A 19,203-nucleotide genomic window follows, 5' to 3' on the forward strand; every position below is an offset into this window, starting at 1 on the left:
GCCGACGGCGGCAAGCCTCGCAGCACATCCTCTGCGTACCTTCTGAATGGGCGGCGGCCGCCCCGGCCGGCCGGGATTCCAGAGGGAGCGCAGGGACAACTCAGAGGGAATTCAGAGGTCCCCGGCGGCCCGCCGCCGTCCGCACTGGGGGATGCTGGACAAACCATGGACAATCACCGCGCACAGCCGCCCCTGCACCGCCCCGACGGGGCCCCGGTCCGGGTGCTGGTCGTCGACGACGAACCCGATCTGACCGAGGTGATGGCCGGAGCACTGACCGGCGAGGGCTGGCAGGTCCGTACTGCCGCGGACGGTGCCTCCGCTCTGGCCGAGGCGCGCGAGTTCCGGCCGGACGCCGTCGTGCTGGACTGGATGCTGCCCGACATGGACGGGCTGCGCGTGCTGCGGGAGCTGCGCCGTGAGGCCCGTGAGGTGTGCGTGCTGTTCCTGACCGCCCGCGACGCGGTGGAGGACCGCATCGCCGGGATCACGGCGGGCGGCGACGACTACGTGACCAAGCCGTTCAGTCTGGAGGAGGTCCTCGCCCGGCTGCGCGGGCTGCTGCGGCGGGCGGGGATGGCCGGTGCGCCGGGCCGGCACCGGCTGACGGTCGGCGAGCTCACCATGGACGAGGAGGCCAGGGAGGTCCGGCGCGGCGGCGCCGTCGTCGAGCTGTCCCGCACCGAGTTCGAGCTGCTGCGCTTCCTGATGCGCAATCCGCGTCGGGTGCTGTCCAAGGAGCAGATCCTCGACCGGGTGTGGGCATACGATTTCGGCGGCCGCGCCCATGTCGTCGAGCTGTACATCAGCTATCTCCGCAAAAAGATCGACGCGGGCCGCGCTCCCATGATCCATACGGTGCGCGGAGTGGGGTACGTCCTGAAGCCGGATCCGTCATGAGACGGCCGCCGCCGCACACGCTGCGTGGGCAGCTCACCGCGGGGCTCGTCCTGCTGCTCGCAGCCGCATGTCTCGCGGTCGGACTCACCACCGTCCTCGCCCTCGAGGGCTTCCTGGTGCGCCGCCTGGACCAGCAGCTGACCGCGTCGGGCGGCAGGTTCCCCGCCAGCCTGGAACACGAAGCCGCGCGGGACGCCGACAACCGCCCCGACTCGCGGGGCCAGGCCGACTCCACCTTCGGCGCAAGGCTGCAGAACGGCCGGGTGACCGAGGCTGCCGTGGTCGATGAGCAGAACGTCCGCAAGGTGCCGTTGACCGCCGACGACCGGCGCACGCTCGCGGCTGTGCCCGACGACGGGAAGGGCCGCAGCGTACGGCTCTCCGCACTCGGCGGCTACCGGGTCGCGGCCGTCGCCGGCGACGACCGGGACGTGCTGATCACCGGACTGCCGCTGCACCCCGTGGAAGAGACCCTGCACCGGCTCGAAGCGGTCGAGGGGGTCGTGTTCGGCGCGGCCCTGCTCGCCACCGGGGTCGCCGGAGCCCTGTGGGTGCGGGTCTCCCTGCGCCCCCTGCGACGCGTCACGAAGCAGGCGGTCGGCGTGGCCAGGCTGCCACTGGCCGGCGGCGAGGTCGCCATGCCCGACCCGCTGCCTGTCACCGATCCTCGGACCGAGGTCGGCCAGGTCGGCACCGCGTTGAACCGCATGCTCGAACACATCGGGGACGCGCTCGCCCGGCGGCAGGCGAGCGAGGAACGGCTGCGGCACTTCGCCGCCGACGCCAGCCACGAGCTGCGCACACCCGTCGCCAACATCCGTGGCCACGCCGAACTCGCCCTGCGCCACCACGGCCCCGTACCCGCCGGGGTCCGGCACGCCCTGGAGCGCATCCAGTCGGAGTCCGGGCGGATGAGCCACCTGGTCGACGATCTGCTGCTGCTCGCCCGCCTCGACGCGGGGCGCGAACTCGACCACGAACCGGTCGATCTGACCCTCCTCGTGCTCGACGCGACCGACGACGCACGGGCCGCGAGCCCCGGCCACCGCTGGCTCCTCGACCTCCCCGAGGAGCCCGTGACCGTCACCGGCGACGCGCACCGTCTCCAGCAGGTGATCGGCAATCTCCTCGCCAACGCCCGGGTGCACACCCCGGACGGTACGGAGGTGACGGTGCAGCTCCGGGCGGAGGCCGCCGACGTCCGGCTGACCGTCACGGACAACGGGCCGGGCATCCCCGACGCGCTGCTGCCGGAGATCTTCGGGCGCTTCGTCCGCACCGACCCCAGTCGCTCAAGGGCCACCGGCAGCACCGGACTCGGCCTGGCCATCGTCCGCGCGGTGGTCACCGCCCACGGCGGCTCGGCCGATGTCGTGAGCCGGCCGGGACACACGGCATTCCGGGTGGCCCTCCCGCGCTGACCCAGGGTCCTCGCCCGCCCCCGCTGTCCCTCGTCGAAGCAGGCGTACGGCGCCACGGACACTCCCTCCTGCGACGGCCCGCTCGTCGTCCTCCGCGGCTGCCGGATCGAGGTCTCCCGCGCTCAGTGAGTGCATGGACCGGACGGCGAAACCGACGTGGAAGTCGTGGCTACGCGGATCACCGACCTTGACGAGGTCGACGCCGCGTCCGGGAATGATCTCCATACGGGACATCCTGCCTGCGGCGGCGAGCCCTGTCGGTCCTTCCCCTCACAGCAGTCTTGAACGCGTTCAAGAAAACCCCTAGAGTCGGCACGGAAAGCTACTTGAACGCGTTCAAGGCGGGGGATGCGGCATGTCCGTACTGGTCGGCACGATCGTGATGCCGGGCATGCCGGGTCACCCGGCTGCTGCTAGTGCCGTGACCGGCAATGTTTGCCCCGTGAGGAGCGTCGTCCAGTGCGTGCGATCGCAAGGCGGGCGGAAGTCCTTGTAGCGGAGCTACCAGGACTTTTGGCCAACGCGGCGAGCGGGCGTGCTGGACGGTGCGACGGGGCAAAGCTTGCCGGGAGGGGCACTAGCCACCTCGGCCGCCGTCCTCGTGGCGACGACGGTGCTCGCGCCGAGCTGGGCACTCGATGAGGCGACGGGGTGCCTCACCCCACGCCGACCTGGGTGGCCGCCACGCACGGCCTCGGCAACGCGCTGGGCTTCGCGCTCTGCTCGGTGCTCGCCCGGCAAAGGCTCCGGAACGGCGCCGGCTCCGCCCGTACTCCCCCGACCCGCACCGTCCCGTTGCTCACCGACCCATTTCTCACCGACCCCGAAGGCAGGACGTCATGAGCACCTTCACGTACCCGGAGATCGGGGCCACCCGGCTCGGCCCGCTCCCCGACGGCTACCACCATCTCCACCACCGGGTCGCGGTGGGCCGCGGCCGGGCCGACTTCGAGACGGCGGGCGCAGCCGTCACCGGCTGGCGCATGCACCGCACCTCCGGCGCCCGGGTGCGGGCGTCGACGGCTCGCGCCGAGCCCGGAACCTCCGTGCGGGTGTCGATCGGGTTCGGTCCGCTCCGGTTCACCGCGCCGTGCGAAGTCGTCTGGACCGCGTACGAGAAGGAACGCATCGGCTTCGCGTACGGGACCCGGCACCGGCACCCCGAGCGCGGTGAGGAGTGCTTCGTGGTGGAGCTGGCCGACGACGGCACGGTGTGGTTCACCGTGCTGGCGTTCTCCCGTCCGGCCCGCTGGTACAGCCGGATGGCGGGACCCCTCGTACCGGTGCTCCAGCTCTGGTACGCACGCCGGCTCGGCACCGCGCTGGGACGGATCGTGTCGGAGGGCTGAAGCGCTCAGCCGCCCCGCAGCGCCGATACTGGAAGTGATGGAATGGTTCACCGCAGATGGCTACTGGCTCAGCCGGCTGATCTTCCAGCGGGCTCTCGCCTGCATCTACCTGGTCGGGTTTCTCGCCGCCGCCCTCCAGTTCCGGGCGCTGATCGGCGAACGGGGCATGCTGCCCGTGCCCGACTTTCTGCGGCGAACGGACTGGCGCCTCGCTCCCGGTCTCTTCCGGCTCCACTACTCCGACCGGTTCTTCGCAATGGTCGCCTGGACCGGCTGCGCGCTCGCGGTCGCGCTGATCGCCGGGGTGGATTCGTACATTCCGCTCTGGGCCGCCATGCTGATGTGGTTGCTGCCCTGGGCGTTGTATCTGTCGATCGTCCAAGTCGGCCAGGTCTGGTACAGCTTCGGGTGGGAGTCGCTGCTCCTGGAGACGGGCTTCCTCGCCGTCTTTCTCGGCAACGCGGACACGGCTCCGCCGGTGCTGGTGCTGTGGCTGCTGCGCTGGGTGCTGTTCCGGGTCGAATTCGGCGCCGGGCTGATCAAGATCCGGGGCGACGAGTGCTGGCGCAAGCTGACCTGTTTGTATTTCCACCACGAGACCCAGCCGATGCCGGGACCGCTGAGCTGGTTCTTCCACCGGCTGCCCCGACCGGTCCACCGGGTGGAGGTGGCGGCCAACCATGTCACCCAACTCCTTGTCCCGATCCTGCTCTTCACCCCGCAGCCGGTGGCGAGTGCGGCTGCGGGACTGATGATCGTCACGCAGTTGTGGCTGGTACTCTCCGGGAACTTCGCCTGGCTGAACTGGGTGACCATCGCTCTCGCCCTGTCCGCCGTCGACTGGTCACTGGTCGCTGCGCAGCCCGCACAGTCGGCGCCGCCGCTCTGGTACGAGGTGCTGGTCATCGCCGTCACCGCGCTGGTGGTCGTCCTCAGCTACCGTCCGGCGCGCAATCTGGTCTCCCGCCGCCAGGTGATGAACCGCTCGTTCGACCCGCTGCATCTCGTCAACACGTACGGCGCGTTCGGCAGCATCAGCCGGGTCCGGCTGGAAATCGCGGTCGAGGGCACCGCCGAGACGGTGCTCCACCCCGGCACCGTCTGGCAGGAGTATGGCTTCCGGGGCAAGCCGGGCGATCCGCGGAGGCTCCCGCGCCAGTTCGCTCCCTATCACCTGCGCCTGGACTGGCTGATGTGGTTCGCGGCACTCTCTCCCGCGTACGCCCATCCCTGGTTCGGGCCCTTCCTGGAACGGCTGCTGGAGAACGACCGGGACACCCTGCGGCTGCTGCGCCACAACCCGTTCCCGGGCACCCCGCCCACGCACCTCCGCGCCAGGGTGTACCGCTACCGGTACACGACCTGGCGCGAGCTGCGCGCCACCGGGAACTGGTGGCACCGCACCTATGTGCGGGAATTCATCAGACCGGTTGCCCTCGCCCCCGCCCGCATCAGCCCGACCACACCCCCTTAAGAGGACCCGGGCCCCGGATTCCGCCCGGTGCGGTGACCCGGCCGGGACACGCCGGAGCCCCGGACCTCCGTTGTGTCGGAGGGCCGGGGCTCCCTGGCTGACGGACATCGCGCACGTCGGGCGGGCTCGCAGCCGGGCCCGTCGATCAGTCGATGCCGGGCAGGATGTGCGGCTCGGCGAGATCGTCCTCGTAGCCGGCCAGCCGGATCGGCGCGGATCTGGCCCAGACTTCGAGGTTCTGGAGTTTCTCGGGCCGACGGGCCCGCTCTCCCTGTCGCTCGGCCGGTCGCTTCTCTTGCTTCGTCAGTTCTGGTGTCACCGCGCACTCCTTCGTGTCGCGAAACCCCGGGCGTCGCCGACATTCCGGCCTCATTACCGGAAATCGACCGCCCATATGGGGCGGGGCAGGAACAGTTCGGTCGCGGTGGCGCCGGGCATGGGGCGGAACGGCGGCCTGGTTACAAGCCTGTCCCAGGACGGCCCGGGGATTTTTGTGGACCCCCGGGTGGCGTCTGTTCACCTCAGCCTAACCAAATGAGCGCGTTCGCGCTCGATGGAACATGTGCGCTCAGTCACTTTTGGACAACGGATCGCTCTACCAACCGGCGGGCGCGTAGTCCTTCAGGAAGCAGCCGAACAGGTCCTCTCCGGCTTCGCCGCGCACGATCGGGTCGTAGACCCGGGCAGCGCCGTCGACCAGGTCGAGCGGGGCGTGGAAGCCCTCCTCGGCCAGCCGGATCTTGTCGGGGTGCGGGCGCTCGTCGGTGATCCAGCCCGTGTCGACGGCGGTCATCAGGATGCCGTCCTTCTCGAACATCTCCTGGGCGCTGGTGCGGGTGAGCATGTTCAGCGCCGCCTTGGCCATGTTGGTGTGCGGGTGGCCCGCACCCTTGTAGCCGCGACTGAACACACCCTCCATCGCGGAGACGTTGACCACGTAGGCGCGCTTGGCCGCCGTCGCGGCCATCGCGGGACGGAGCCGGCTGATCAGGATGAACGGCGCGGTGGAGTTGCAGAGCTGGACCTCGAGCAGCTCGATCGGCTCGACCTCTTCGACCGTCTGGATCCAGCTGTTCGTGTGGTGCAGGTCCGGCACGAGACCGCCCGCGTCGATCGCGGTGCCCGCAGCGATCCGTTCCAGCGAGGCGGATCCGGTGACCAGGGCCAGTTCCGTGACGTCCTGGGCGCTCAGCCCCTCCTTGCGGGCGGCGGGCAGGGCGGCGACACGGTCGACCGAGCCGCTGCCAAAGGTGCCGATGACCTCGGCCGCGGGGAGTTCACCCGCGGGCAGCGGGGCAGACTCGGCGCCGAGCAGTTCGCTGTACGCCTGCGGGGAGCGGCGAACCGTCTGCGCGGCGTTGTTGATCAGGATGTCCAGCGGCCCCTCGGCGGCGACCGAGTCGGCGAGCGCGACGACCTGGGCGGGGTCGCGCAGGTCGATGCCGACGATCTTCAGCCGGTGGATCCACTCGTCACTGTCCGGCATCGCCTTGAAGCGGCGGATCGCGTCGTTGGGGAAGCGGGTGGTGATGGTGGTGTGCGCGCCGTCACGCAGCAGCCGCAGCGCGATGTACATGCCAATCTTGGCCCGTCCGCCGGTGAGCAGCGCCCGGCGTCCCGTCAGGTCGGTCCGCGCGTCGCGGCGGGCCCGGTTCTCCTTGGCGCACTGCTGGCAGAGCTGGTGGTAGAAGGCGTCCACCTCGACGTACCGGGTCTTGCAGATGTAGCAGGAGCGGGGCCGCTGAAGTATCCCGGCGATCTCGGCAGTGGCCGAGGAGGACGGCAGGACGCCCTGGGTCTCGTCGTCGATGCGGTCGGCCGAGCCGGTGGCGGTGGCCTCGGTAACAGCCTTGTCGTGCGCGGTCTTGGCGGCCCGGCGCTCCTGACGGCGGCGCTGCTTCACGGTCCGGTAAATACCGGCGGTGGCGCGGCGCACGGCGATGGCGTCCGGGTGGTCGACCTCGATGGTGTCGAGTTCGTCGAGCACGCTCAGGCAGACGGCCAGCCGCTCCGGGTCGATACCGGGACCGAACTCCTCGATACCGGGAGCGAACTCCGCGCTGTCCTCTGTCACCGTCATTGCCGTTCCTCTGTCAGTCATGCCGCCGGGATCTCTCGGCAGCCCCGGCGCACTGCCGCACCGGGCTCACGAGGACTGGTATCCACGGGGCTGAGGCCCGGCTGCGGGCTTGCGCGAAGCCGCCGCACTTCGGGCCGAACGCCCCGCTCAAGTCTGCCATGTCCGCCGCGCTGCTCCATCCGGGTACGCAGGGCGGCACAGCGGGCCGCGGGAGGAGGCGCCGGGGACCCCGGGCGGCGTCGGCAGTCCGACGACAGCGCCCAGGACCGAGCCGGTCGACGTGGATCGGTTCACCACCGCCGTTCGCCGGATCGACGAGTTCTTCGTGACGGTCGTACGACTGCCGGGACGCTCCCGACCACCCTCGTCATTCCCAGGAGTGGGATGTCATGACACGGGTAGATGAACCGCGAAGAATAGGTCAACGACCTCCCCCGCTGCGCCCTGGCTGGAGCTCATGAACCAATACGCCCTCGCCCGGCCGGACGACCCGCATCCGGGTCACCGGCCCACTGAGGCACTGCTCATCGCGGAAGTGTTCGGTGATGAGCCGGGATGCATCGCCCGGGCACGCGCACTGGCCGACCGCTTTCTGATCCGGCTCACCACGGAATGGCTGGCGGTGCTCGGCGAGCACACCCGTAACGATCTGGTGCTGGCCGTGAGTGAGTTGGTCACCAACGCCGACCGCTACAGCCACGGCCCCTACCTGCTGGAGCTGGAGGGCACCGCGCAGCGGGTCAGCGTCACGGTCTACGACAGCAGCACGACGCTTCCCGTCTTCTTCTCCCCCGACCCGACCCGCCTCGGCGGTCACGGCATGGAGATCGTCGTCGCCCTGTGCGACCGCCTGACCGCCGAGCGGGTGCCGGTGGGCAAGCGGATCCGGGCCGAGTTCGAGCTCAGCAGCTGACCCGGTCACAGCCCGACCGTAGAACGGCGGACAGCCTTCAGGTCCTGTGCCTGGGACCAGCCGACGGAACGCCGAGCGGCCGGCTGCCCGAGCGGGGCCACAGGGCGTCGCGGCCGCCCGGCAGACGGGACTTTCGAAACACGCCCCAGGGGCCCGACGGCCTGCGACGCCGTCACGACGTCCCTGTCGGCGCGCGGTCGATCACCAGGGAGCGGATTCCGCGGCGGGTCCCGGTTTGCGGTCGAGGACGCAGTCCCCGCAGAGGCCCCCGCCCGGGCACCGGTAGTAGAGGCAGCAGCTGCGTCTGCGGAACGCGGGGGTGTGCGGCGAGCCGGTGGTGCGCAGATCCGGGTGGTCGAAGAGTTCGGCGACCAGGGCGCGGGCCCGTTGCGCGACGTCCGGGCGGTGGTGGGTCCGCGCCCAGGCGACCAGTTCGCGGAGCGCTCCGGCGAGGGCCGATCCCGCGTTGCCCCACAGCAGCCGCGGAGCGAGGTGTCCGTCCTGGCGGATCGCCTCCGCCAGAGGTACGAGATGACCGAACTGGACGACCTCGCGGATCCGGTCCGCGGTACCCGGCAGCGTGGCGACCGGCTCGTGCCAGAGGTCGTCGGGGGCGGGGCGCTGCGGGTCCCAGTGGAGCATGCCGGGGGACAGATCGGGGAAGCCGCCGCTGATGGCCGCCGGCCCCAGGGCGGTCGACCAGAGACGGGCGGCCAGGCCCAGGTGAGCCACGGACGCGGCCACTCTGCGCTCCGGGGTACGGAGCGCGGTGGCGACCGCGTCGATACGGACTGTGAGCGATGCCGTCTCTCCCGCGTACAGCCGGGCCAGCGGGCGGTGTGCGCCACCGGGTACCGGTGTGCTGCGCAGGGCGAAGAAGCCGCCCGGCGAGGCGGCGTCCGCCTGTTCCAAGCGCTGTTCCTGCGCGGGTTCCATCGATCACTCCTGGCGACATCGCGGGCATCCCGGGTACCGCGGCTCGCCGTTCACCGTATCGCTGCGGGATGATCGTCCTGAGGCCCGTCGGGAGGAGGACTACCGTCGAGAGGAGGACACGCGGACCACTGCCGTACTACCAAAGCAGTACGTCGGATCGCAGTCTCAAGGACGACGACTCGGCGGCTTTGAAGGGCCATCGTGGTGCACATGAGTTTCCTCGCACTGTCGGTGCTGCTGTCACTGGTCTCCGCAGTCGCCTACGCGGCCGGGGCAATCGTCCAGGAGCGCGTCGCCACGGCCGGAGACGGCCGCTCGCTCACCCCTCTGCGCAACCGCGTGTGGTGGGTGGCCGTGGCGTTGAACGGTGTGGGTGCCGTGCTGCACGTGCTGGCACTGGCGTACGGCCCGCTCAGCCTGGTGCAGCCGCTCGGCGCGCTGACGATCGTCTTCGCCCTGCCGATGGCCGCCCTCTTCGTCCGCCGCCGGGCCAGGGCGGCTGCCTGGCGCGGCGCGATCATGGCGACGGCCGGTCTGGCGGGTCTGCTCGCGCTCACCGGCAGCAGCGAGTCGCCCACGCTGGACGGGTCGGACCAGTTCATGCTCGCGGCCGTGACGTTCGGTGCGGTGGCGCTGCTCCTCGTGGTCTCGAAGGGCATGCAGAAGCCGGTGGTACGGAGCATGGTGCTGGCCGGGGCGGCGGGTGTCGCGTTCGGTATCGCCTCCGTGTTCACGAAGACGGTGGCGATGGTGTGGACGTCGGGTGCCGTGGGCGCAGGGCTGCCCTCGCTCCTGGTGATCGCGGCGCTGGCAGGGGCCGGACTGCTGCTGGCCCAGGCCGCGTACCGGGGCGCCGGCCTCACCGCTCCGCTCGCGACGGTGACCGTTGTGAACCCGGTGATCGCGGCGGCTGTCGGCATCACGCTGTTCGGCGAGGAGTTCCGGCACGGCACGGCGGGCACGGTGCTGGCACTCGCGTGCGGCGTGGTGGCCGCGGGCGGGCTGATCCTGCTGACCACGGAGCGGATGAGCGCGGAGCAGCGTGAGAATCAGCGGGTCCAGGGCATCGGCGCGGATGTGTCGGAGGTGGATGCCGGGGTTGCCACGGAGGACATGGAAGGTGCCCTGGAGGGCGCGGAGAGCGCCGCCGAGCCCGCTGCTGTGGTGAAGTCCGCCGGTGCGGTGGAGTTCGCGTGGCATCAGCCGCAGGCGGGGCCTCCTCGGGGCACGCCCGCCGTGTCCGGCTCGGCCGCTGCCGATTCGATTCCCTCGCTGCTCCCGCTGCCGGTGACGCTGGGGAGTCGTCGGGCGCGTCGGGTGTGGTTCGGCCCCGCGCCGCTGCCGCGCACCGGTTCGGGACGACGTGCCCCGTCGGCCGCCGAGCCGGATGACTCCGCGCAACCGCTCGGCGGCGTTCAGACGCTGACGCCGCCCGCCCTGAGGTAGGTCACGGGGTCGATGTCGGAGCCGTAGCCGGGGCCGGTACGGATCTCGAAGTGCAGGTGCGGTCCGGTGACATTGCCCGTGGAGCCCGAGCGGGCGATGCGCTGACCGCCGCTGATGTGCTGGCCCTCGCGCACATGGAGCGCGGACAGGTGCGCGTACTGGCTGTACTTGCCGTCGCTGTGCCGGATGACGATCTGGTAGCCGTACGCTCCCGCCCAGCCCGCCGACACGACCGTGCCGGAGGCCACCGCTTTGACCGAAGTGCCCGTGGGGACGGGGAAGTCGATGCCTGTGTGATAGCCACTCGCCCAGGAACCGGCCTGGTGGTAGGAGGTGCCGATGCGGGTCGCCACCACCGGGGCGCTGAGCCCGGGGTGCTTCTCGGCCCGCTCGGTCTTCCTGGGCTGAGTCTTTGCCGCCCGGTGCGGCTTCGCCTCTGTCGTGTGGTGCGGTTTTGCCGCCTGGTGCTGCGGTTCCGCCTGCTCGCGCTTTGGTTCCGCCGGTCGACGCGGCTTCGCCTTCAGGTGTGTTCCGGTGGATGCGCCCGGCTTGAGGCCGGTCTTCGAAGCGGGCTTCGGGGTCCGGGCCGCGTCCAGGGTGAGCCTCTGGCCGGGGAAGATCAGGTCCGGGTCGTCGCCGACCACCTTGCGGTTGGCCGCGTAGAGATGCTGCCAGCCGCCCCTCACGCGCTCGGTCGACGCGATCGCGGAGAGCGAGTCGCCATGCGCAACGGTGTACGACTCGCGCTTGCCGGGCACCGTGGTCGGCGTGACGGGTACGGACGCCTCATCGGCCTTCGGTTTCGCCTTGTTCGGGGTGGGAGTCCCCTTCGAGGAGGTGTCGACGGGGCCGCCGGTCCGCTCCGCCTGCGGCTTGACGTCGGGGGCGCCGCCGCCCCGAGTCAGGCCCGCCCGGGTGGAGCAGGTCGGCCACGCACCGGGGCCCTGCGCCTCCAGTACCTTCTCCGCAATGGCTATCTGCTCTGCCTTGGTGGCCAGATCGGCGCGCGGCGCGTAGACGGTGCCGCCGTAGGCTGCCCACGTCGACCGGGTGAACTGCAGCCCGCCGAAGTATCCGTTGCCCGAGTTGATGTACCAGTTGCCGGTGGACTCGCAGGCGGCGACCTTCTCCCAGACATCCGTCGACGCTGCGCCCGCCGAAGCTGCGCTGATGAGCGGGAGCGCGATGCCCGCACCGCCTGCCGTGACCGTCAGCGAGGCACGGTTGATGCGGCTGGGCTGGTATTTGCGGTGCCGTCCGTTCGCGGCCATGACTTGGCTCCCCCACTGGCTCTATGACACGTCGCAAGCGGTCAACTTATGGGCATACAAAGGGTGATGACAAGGGCTCAGCCGAGAACCCACCTGTCACGCATGAAACGGGCGCCTCGGATCACAGTGCATCGACGGGGGGCGACGCCCGGGGGCATGTCGACGGCGGCGCGCACCGGCCGCTCGAACGGTACGTCCCGCCGGCCGATGGTCCGGCCATGGACGACGGCACCGGCATCGCCCGGGGTGCCGGTGCCGTCCGCGATGCGCGTACGTGCGCCTCACCCAACCGCGCCCGGGTGCCGCCGCGACAGAGCCGGAGCGATGCCGCCGGGCCACCGCGTCCAGCGGCAGGGGACGGGCGAGGCCTGTCCCCCGCGGAAGAGCCCTGTTCCACCGGCCCGGCCGGCTCGTCACCCGACCGTACGGGCGTTCCACTGCTGCGTGAACGGAGCACGGCGGGGCGAACAGGCCATGCCCGCTTCCCGTATCCATACTGGCCATCCCGGCATCCTCGACAGATTGCAGGAGCACACAGATGAGCGGCACTGCGCAGATCGGCGTCACTGGACTCGCGGTGATGGGCCGCAATCTCGCCCGGAACTTCGCCCGCAACGGCTTCACGGTGGCGGTGCACAATCGTACGACCGCAAAGACCGATGCCCTGGTCAAGGAGTTCGGCGACGAGGGCACCTTCGTCGCCGCACGCACACCCGAGGAGTTCGTGGCGGCGCTGGAGCGACCTCGTCGGCTGGTCATCATGGTGAAGGCGGGCGATCCGACCGACGCCGTTATCCAGGAGTTCGCCCCGCTGCTCGAGGAGGGCGACGTCATCATCGACGGGGGCAATGCCCACTTCGAGGACACTCGCCGCCGCGAGAAGGACCTGCGGGCGCGCGGGATCCACTTCGTCGGTGTCGGCATCTCCGGCGGCGAGGAGGGGGCGCTGAACGGGCCGAGCATCATGCCGGGCGGCTCCACCCAGTCGTACGAATCCCTGGGCCCGCTGCTGGAGAGGATCGCCGCACAGGCGAAGGACGGCACCCCGTGCACCATGCACATCGGCCCCGACGGCGCCGGGCATTTCGTGAAGATGGTCCACAACGGCATCGAGTACGCGGACATGCAGCTGATCGCGGAGGCGTACGACCTGCTGCGCCGGGTGGCCGGCTACTCCCCCGCGCAGATCGCCGAGACATTCCGCAGCTGGAACACCGGCCGCCTCGACTCGTATCTGATCGAGATCACCGCCGAGGTCCTCGCCCATACGGACGAGGCGACGGGCGCGCCCTTCGTCGACATCGTGCAGGACCGCGCCGAGCAGAAGGGGACGGGCCGCTGGACCGTGCAGATCGCGCTGGATCTGGGGGTGCCGGTCTCCGGTATCGCGGAGGCGGTGTTCGCCCGCTCCCTGTCGGGCCACGCGGATCTCCGTGAGGCCGCACGGGAGTTGCCGGGGCCGTCGGCCGTCCCCCTCACCGGAGCAGCGGCGGCAGCCTTCGCCGACCAGGTCGAACAGGCGCTGTACGCCTCCAAGATCGTCTCCTACACGCAGGGGTTCCACCAGATCCGGGCGGGCAGCGAGGCGTACGACTGGAACATCGATCTCGGTGGGGTGGCGGCAATCTGGCGGGCCGGATGCATCATCCGGGCCGCCTTCCTGGACCGGATCCGCGCGGCGTACGACGCCCGTCCCGGGCTGGTGAGCCTCCTCTCGGACCAGCAGTTCGCTGCCGAGATCGGTGCGGCGCAGGACGACTGGCGGACGGTGGTCGCCGAGGCGGTGCGCCAGGGGGTGCCGACCCCCGGGTTCGCCGCCGCGCTCTCGTACTACGACGGGGTGCGGGCCGACCGGCTGCCCGCGGCGCTCACACAGGGGCAGCGGGACTTCTTCGGAGCGCACACCTATCGGCGCACCGACCGTGACGGCTCGTTCCACACGCTCTGGGGCGGCGACCGGTCGGAGGTCTCCACCGGCTGACGGGGGCGGCCGGTCGCCCGGTCGGGTCGCCGCGGGATGCGGCGGGGCCGCACGTATGGGTAAGTAGCAGCGAGTACCGTCGGCGTCCCGCAGCACCGGGATGCCCCGGCCGAGCTGTCGTCACCACCCACTCGGAGCCGCCGCATGCCCGACGCCGTCCCGGACCCGGCCGCCGCCCAACCTGTCGTCGCGCCGCTGACGACCGCCGCCCTGATCCTGGTCGTCACGATCGAACCCGGTGGTGAGAGCGCCGTACGCGAGGTACTGCCGGACCTGGCGGCGTTCACCCGTTCCATCGACTTCCGGGTGCCCGACGCCGGACTGGCCTGTGTGACCGGGTTCGGGTCGGACGCCTGGGACCGGCTGTTCGCGGGGCCCCGGCCGGCCTCGCTCCATCCGTTCCGGGAGCTGCACGGCGCGCGCCACCACGCCCCCGCCACTCCGGGCGATCTGCTGTTCCATATCCGGGGCGAGCAGATGGACGTGTGTTACGAGTGGGCCGCCCGACTGCTCGACCGGATCGGCGGGGCGGTGACGGTCGTCGACGAGACGCAGGGGTTCCGGTACTTCGACCACCGGGACCTGCTCGGTTTCGTCGACGGGACGGAGAACCCGATCGGCGCCGGTGCGCTGTCGGCGGCGCTCGTGGGCTCCGCAGCCGACCCCGTCTTCGCGGGCGGCAGCTATGTCATCGTGCAGAAGTATCTCCACGACCTGGCCTCCTGGAACACGCTGAGCACGGAGGAGCAGGAGCGTGTCATCGGCCGCACCAAGCTGGACGACGTCGAGCTGCCCGACGCCGTCAAACCCCATGACTCCCATGTCGCGTTGAACACCCTCACCGCGCCGGACGGCACCGCGCGCGAGATCCTGCGCGCCAACATGCCGTTCGGCAGTTTCGAACAGGGCGAGTTCGGCACGTACTTCATCGGTTATGCCGCCGATCCGGACGTGACCGAGCAGATGCTCCGCAATATGTTCCTCGGCAATCCGCCGGGCACGTACGACCGCATCCTCGACTTCTCGACCGCCGTCACCGGCACCCTCTTCTACGCCCCCAGCGCCGACTTCTTCGACGCCCCGCCGCCGGCCCCCGTCCTGTCCGGGACCGAATCCCTGTCGCAGCCGGCGTCCGCGCCGGTCGCGCGGATCACGGTTCCGGCGGATACGCGGGACGGTTCGCTGCACATCGGCAGCCTGCAAGAAAGCGCCCAGTGATGAACAACCTCCACCGCGAACTCGCCCCCGTCACGGAAGCCGCCTGGGACCAGATCGAGGAGGAGGCCCGGCGCACCTTCAGCCGCCATCTGGCGGGCCGTCGCGTCGTCGATGTGACGGATCCCGAGGGACCGTCGTTCTCGGCGGTCGGTGACGGGCATCTGCGGGAGATCGACCCGCCGACGCCGGATGTCATCGCCAGGGCCCGTACCTCCGTGCCGGTGATCGAGTGGCGGGTGCCGTTCACGGTGACGCGGGCGGCCGTGGACGATGTCGAGCGCGGCTCCGACGACAGTGACTGGCAGCCCGTCAAGGATGCCGCCCGGACCTGTGCGTTCGCCGAGGACATGGCCATCATCGACGGCTACGCGGCGGCCGGTATCACCGGTCTGCGCGACGGTTCCTCGCACACTCCGCTGCCGCTTCCCGCCGATGCGCGCGACTATCCGGCCACGGTGAGCCAGGCGCTGACCCAGCTGCGACTGGCCGGTGTGGACGGGCCGTACCGGCTGCTGCTCGGCGCCGACGCGTTCACCGAGGCGACCGAGACGTCCGACCACGGCTACCCGGTGGCCACGCATCTCGCTCGGCTGCTGGACGACCAGATCCTCTGGGCGCCCGCCGTCGCGGGGGGTGTGCTGCTGTCCACCCGCGGCGGCGACTTCGAACTGCGCCTGGGCCAGGACCTGTCCATCGGCTACCGGGACCACGACGCGACGCACATCCGGCTCTACTTCCACCAGTCGTTCACGTTCCGGATGCTGACGCCGGAAGCCGTGGTCCCGATCATCGCCTGACGGCCGGGGCCGGGTCCCCGGCTGCTGCCTACCGTTACCCGGCCGCCTTGACGGTCCAGGTGAGTGTGTCGGTGGCCAGGGAGCGGACCGCGGGGTCGCGGATGGCGTCCGTACGGTCCACGGCCTCGGCGGTCACCCGGTGGCTGCGGCCGTCCGCGCGCACGCCGAGCGAGGCCGGGGTGACGGCGGTGCGGCGGTGGGCGGAGACCCTCTCGACACCGTCGACGTACCAGCGCAGATCCGTCCGCGCGAAACCGGCCGCCGGGCCGGACCCGCGCCCTTCGCCATCGGTGCCTCCCAGGCCGGCGAGGGTGACCTGGATCCGCTTGCCGTGCGTGATCGCGGCGGCCGTGTCGAGGGTGCTGCTCAGTGCGTTGCCCGCGCGGTAGAACCCGGCGATCATCGCCTCGCGTCCCGGCAGGTTGAACTCGGTGCTGGACAGCTCTCGCATGAGCGAGGTCGAGGTCGGCCGGTAGATGCCGAGCGGGTAGTAGGCGCTGCCTTCGTACGTGCCGACCGTCGAGCCCGTCGGGTCGCTCTCGCCCAGCCAGCGATACCACTTGGCGCGCTTCTCGGCGAGCTGCGCGGGGGTGTACGTGGTGGAGTTGGGGCCGTCGGTCTCGCCGCCGGTCCAGGTGCCGTACGAGGGGTATGTGTACTCGTCGTCCAGGAGGCCCACCGAGTGGCCTATCTCATGAACGGCGATCATGCTCGACTTGGAGTTGTCGGAGGAGAGCGTGGACACACCGCCGAAGGGGTAGCCCTCGGCCTCCAGACCGGAGTAGCCGGCGCCGCCGTACTTGGTGGAGTTGGCGATGACGACGACGAGGTCGGCGGCGGGCGCCTTGGCGGCGTAGGAGGCCACCTTGTCGATGTCGGCACAGACGAGGCGCTCGATGTCCCCGCACCAGAAGTAGCTGGAGAGCGCGGTGTCCTTGACGATGCCGGCGCTGGGGTCGCCGCTGACGCCGGACTCGTTGGAGACGGCGTCGACGGTCCAGACGTTGAACAGGTTCCGGTAACTCCGGTACGGCTCGATGGTGGTGATGTCGGCCCACTTGGCGGTGGCATCCGCGTGGAAATCGGCCTGCTGGTCGGCCGTGTAGCCGTCACCGATGATCACGACGTCGAGCCGGTCGTCGGTCGAGCCGGTCACCTGCTGCCTGCCGACCGCGCCGTCCAGGGCGGCCTCGGCGGCGCTCAGGGACGCGCCCGCGCTGCGGCCGCTCTTCCTGGGCGCGGTGGCTGGGACCTCGACGGTCTTCCCGGCGCCTCCCGGTTCCGAGAAGTACTCGACGCGGTGGCTGCCCTTGAGGTCGCCCCCGGTCGGGGCTGCCGCGGCGGGGACCGCAGCGGCGGCGGTCGCTGCCAGCAGGCCGGCGAGGGCAAGGGCCGCCACCGATCCGGTCGTTCGGCGCGTGGCCGGGCGTATGCGCATGTACAACTCCTTGAGGGGCTCCGACGTCGAGCGGACGCGCAACGACGCGACCAGCTGCTTATCAGTGAATTAAATCGACTTAGTTCGACGCTTAACCTAGGGGCGGGGGAAGCACGGAACAAGACCCGGAAGCCGGGTGACCGGTGATCGAATCCGGATAACCGCCCCTCAGGGAGCCGTGATCGGGCGGCCCTCACCGGCCTGACGCCGGGCGCACTCCTGCCATTGGCCGGTCGCTCGTATGCTCGGTTCCCATGACGAGGCGCGACGTGCCCGAGCCGGAGCGGGAGCCGCAGTCCGGGGTCACGCTCCGCGAGATCCTGGCGTTCGACGACATCGGCATACTCCGTCTGTTGCTCGCACCCGCCGACCACGTCGTCGGCGTCCGCGGTGTGGCCGTCGGTGACGAAGGGCAGGCGCAGCCACTCGACCAGCGCATCGTGCTGGCCGTCGGACCGCCGGCCTCCTCCGCCGATGCAGCGGGCCCGGTCCGTGAGGCCGCCCGGCGCGGCGCCTGCGCCGTAGTGCTCCGCGATACGGAGGGGGTGCCCGCGGCGCCCGAAGTACTGGCCGCCGCCGAGGAGTCGGGCATCGCCCTGCTCGCCCGTGCGGCCTGGGCCGACTGGACCGACACCGCGACTCTGCTGCGCTCCGCGCTCTCCTACGCCGCGACGGGCCGTGCCTCGGACACGGCCGTCACGGCGGACACCTCAGCCGGCGGGCTGGCGGCCCTCGCCTCGGCCATCGCCGAGAACACCGGGGGCTCCATCACCATCGAGGACACCCGCTTCCGGGTGCTGGCCCACTCCGCCACCCGTCCCGAGGCCGACGGGGTCCGCCGGTCAACGATCCTCGGCGGCAGGGTTCCCGAGTGGCGCGTCGCCGAGCTCCGGCGCAGCGGAATCCTCCGTGCCCTGTGGACCTCCCGGGACGTCATCCACCGGGCCGCCGAAGGCGACAGCCCCGAGCGGCTGATCATCGCGGTCCGCAGCGGCTCCGAAGTCCTCGGCTCCATCTGGGCGGCCACGGACGGGCGCGCGCTCTCCGCGCAGGCAGCGGATGCGCTGCGGCGCGGAGCGGAGCTCGCCGCCCCCCACCTGGTGCAGCACCGGCTGCGCGCGAGCGGGGCCGCGCGCCGAAGGAACCATGCGCTGCGCGGTCTGCTGTACGGGTGTGGGGACCGGCGCACCCACGCCTGGTCGCTGGGGTTGCCACCGGATGCGCCGTGTGCGGTCCTGGTGGCCGAACGCGACGGCGCGGCAAGGCCGTCGGCCGACCGCGTCCTCGATGTACTCGCCCTGCACGCATCCTCGTACCGCCCCTCGGCTCACGTGCTGCGCGACGGGGACCGACTGCTGGTGCTGCTGCCCGTCGAGCGCGGCCGGGACAAGGAAGTGCTCGGCCTCGCACGTGAGTTGGACGCGCTCGCCATGTCGATGCACGGCTCCGCGCCGGTCCGGGTCGGTGCGGGCCCCGTCGTGCCCACCGCCCTGCGGGCCGCCGCCTCCTGCGAGGAGGCGACGCTGGTCGTACGGGTGCTGCGCAACCGCGCCGCGCGCGGCGGGGAGCCTGAGCCACTGCGGTACGCCGGGGCAGCCGATGTCGGTCCGTCCCTGGACGTCCTGCGGGTCCTGGACGCCGTACGGCCGGTCTGGGAAGCGGGCCGCGGGCCGGTGCACGACCTCGTACGGTCCGACCTGGCGACCGGGGGCGAGCTGGTCCGCTCACTCGCCGCCTACTTCGACGCGTCTGGCGACATCGGCCGGGCCGCCCGGCAGCTCGTCCTGCACCCCAACACGCTGCGGTACCGGCTGCGTCGCGCCCGGGAGCGGTACGGCGTCGATCTCGATGACCCCGACACCCGGCTGCTCATCACCCTCGCCGTCCGGCTGAACGGCTAGATTTGTCCCTGATTCGTACGGTCGTTGGCCCTGCGGCCAAGGTCCGGCGCCGATCCTGTCCTGCTCGACAGAGACTTG

General features: G+C 71.1%; 15 protein-coding genes and 1 pseudogene. 11 read left to right on the forward strand and 5 right to left on the reverse strand.

The window, feature by feature from the left end:
• Nucleotides 1–165: 165 nt before the first annotated feature.
• From ACNPQM_RS14805 to ACNPQM_RS14825, 5 genes and pseudogenes are all read left to right on the forward strand, one after another.
• Nucleotides 166–900 (forward strand): response regulator transcription factor, encoded by a 735-nt coding sequence (locus ACNPQM_RS14805; RefSeq protein WP_418084342.1) that lies wholly within the window; start codon nt 166–168, stop codon nt 898–900.
• A complete protein-coding gene (locus ACNPQM_RS14810) occupies nt 897–2,321 on the forward strand; it encodes a sensor histidine kinase (RefSeq protein WP_418084343.1) in 1,425 nt (474 codons plus the stop codon). Before ACNPQM_RS14805 ends, ACNPQM_RS14810 begins: the two co-directional genes overlap by 4 nt.
• A 577-nt stretch (nt 2,322–2,898) precedes the next feature.
• A pseudogene (locus tag ACNPQM_RS14815) lies at nt 2,899–3,164 on the forward strand (YndJ family transporter); the annotation flags it as partial.
• Entirely contained in the window at nt 3,161–3,670 is a 510-nt protein-coding gene (locus tag ACNPQM_RS14820) for a DUF1990 family protein (RefSeq protein ID WP_358861324.1), read from the forward strand. The pseudogene ACNPQM_RS14815 and the gene ACNPQM_RS14820, both read left to right, overlap by 4 nt.
• A gap of 37 nt (nt 3,671–3,707) precedes the next feature.
• Nucleotides 3,708–5,144 carry a lipase maturation factor family protein gene (locus tag ACNPQM_RS14825; protein WP_418084344.1) on the forward strand — a complete coding sequence of 479 codons (1,437 nt, stop codon included), beginning with the start codon at nt 3,708–3,710 and terminating at the stop codon, nt 5,142–5,144.
• 145 nt (nt 5,145–5,289) lie between these two features.
• Here the strand turns inward: ACNPQM_RS14825 and ACNPQM_RS14830 are convergent, their stop codons facing one another.
• A complete protein-coding gene (locus ACNPQM_RS14830) occupies nt 5,290–5,463 on the reverse strand; it encodes a hypothetical protein (RefSeq protein ID WP_266978285.1) in 174 nt (57 codons plus the stop codon).
• Nucleotides 5,464–5,739: 276 nt separating this feature from the next.
• Nucleotides 5,740–7,224, reverse strand: a complete 1,485-nt coding sequence (locus ACNPQM_RS14835; protein WP_358861322.1) for an SDR family NAD(P)-dependent oxidoreductase — start codon at nt 7,222–7,224, stop codon at nt 5,740–5,742.
• Nucleotides 7,225–7,681: 457 nt separating this feature from the next.
• Here ACNPQM_RS14835 and ACNPQM_RS14840 point away from each other — a divergent pair, with 457 nt between their 5' ends.
• Complete coding sequence (locus ACNPQM_RS14840) at nt 7,682–8,137, forward strand: ATP-binding protein (RefSeq protein WP_358861321.1); 456 nt, start codon at nt 7,682–7,684, stop codon at nt 8,135–8,137.
• A gap of 201 nt (nt 8,138–8,338) precedes the next feature.
• Here ACNPQM_RS14840 and ACNPQM_RS14845 read toward each other — a convergent pair whose 3' ends face one another.
• Nucleotides 8,339–9,073: a (2Fe-2S)-binding protein gene (locus ACNPQM_RS14845; protein WP_418084345.1), complete on the reverse strand. Its 735-nt coding sequence runs from the start codon at nt 9,071–9,073 to the stop codon at nt 8,339–8,341.
• A gap of 201 nt (nt 9,074–9,274) precedes the next feature.
• On the opposite strand from ACNPQM_RS14845, the gene ACNPQM_RS14850 reads away from it, so the two are divergent.
• Nucleotides 9,275–10,519 carry a DMT family transporter gene (locus tag ACNPQM_RS14850; protein ID WP_418084346.1) on the forward strand — a complete coding sequence of 415 codons (1,245 nt, stop codon included), beginning with the start codon at nt 9,275–9,277 and terminating at the stop codon, nt 10,517–10,519.
• Here the strand turns inward: ACNPQM_RS14850 and ACNPQM_RS14855 are convergent.
• Complete coding sequence (locus ACNPQM_RS14855; protein ID WP_418084347.1) at nt 10,489–11,790, reverse strand: transglycosylase family protein; 1,302 nt, start codon at nt 11,788–11,790, stop codon at nt 10,489–10,491. The two genes, ACNPQM_RS14850 and ACNPQM_RS14855, sit on opposite strands and share 31 nt — an antisense overlap.
• Nucleotides 11,791–12,328: 538 nt before the next feature.
• Here ACNPQM_RS14855 and gndA point away from each other — a divergent pair.
• The 3 genes from gndA (at nt 12,329) to ACNPQM_RS14870 (ending at nt 15,786) form a co-directional block, all read left to right on the forward strand.
• Complete coding sequence (gene gndA / locus ACNPQM_RS14860; RefSeq protein ID WP_418084348.1) at nt 12,329–13,771, forward strand: NADP-dependent phosphogluconate dehydrogenase; 1,443 nt, start codon at nt 12,329–12,331, stop codon at nt 13,769–13,771.
• Nucleotides 13,772–13,915: 144 nt separating this feature from the next.
• Nucleotides 13,916–14,989 carry a Dyp-type peroxidase gene (locus tag ACNPQM_RS14865; protein ID WP_418084349.1) on the forward strand — a complete coding sequence of 358 codons (1,074 nt, stop codon included), beginning with the start codon at nt 13,916–13,918 and terminating at the stop codon, nt 14,987–14,989.
• On the forward strand, nt 14,989–15,786 hold the full coding sequence (locus tag ACNPQM_RS14870) for a family 1 encapsulin nanocompartment shell protein (RefSeq protein WP_358861315.1): 798 nt from the start codon (nt 14,989–14,991) through the stop codon (nt 15,784–15,786). Before ACNPQM_RS14865 ends, ACNPQM_RS14870 begins: the two co-directional genes overlap by 1 nt.
• Before the next feature lie 34 nt (nt 15,787–15,820).
• Here ACNPQM_RS14870 and ACNPQM_RS14875 read toward each other — a convergent pair whose 3' ends face one another.
• The gene (locus ACNPQM_RS14875) at nt 15,821–17,224 is read right to left on the reverse strand and encodes a M64 family metallopeptidase (protein ID WP_418084350.1); all 1,404 of its coding nucleotides are present in this window, start codon (nt 17,222–17,224) and stop codon (nt 15,821–15,823) included.
• Between the two features lie 254 nt (nt 17,225–17,478).
• Between ACNPQM_RS14875 and ACNPQM_RS14880 the strand changes: the two genes are divergently transcribed.
• The gene (locus ACNPQM_RS14880; protein WP_418084351.1) at nt 17,479–19,125 is read left to right on the forward strand and encodes a PucR family transcriptional regulator; all 1,647 of its coding nucleotides are present in this window, start codon (nt 17,479–17,481) and stop codon (nt 19,123–19,125) included.
• Nucleotides 19,126–19,203 lie beyond the last annotated feature (78 nt).

Origin of the sequence: Streptomyces sp. NPDC056231 (genome assembly GCF_048270745.1) — a bacterium.
In the GTDB taxonomy this organism is placed as follows: Bacteria; Actinomycetota; Actinomycetes; order Streptomycetales; family Streptomycetaceae; genus Streptomyces.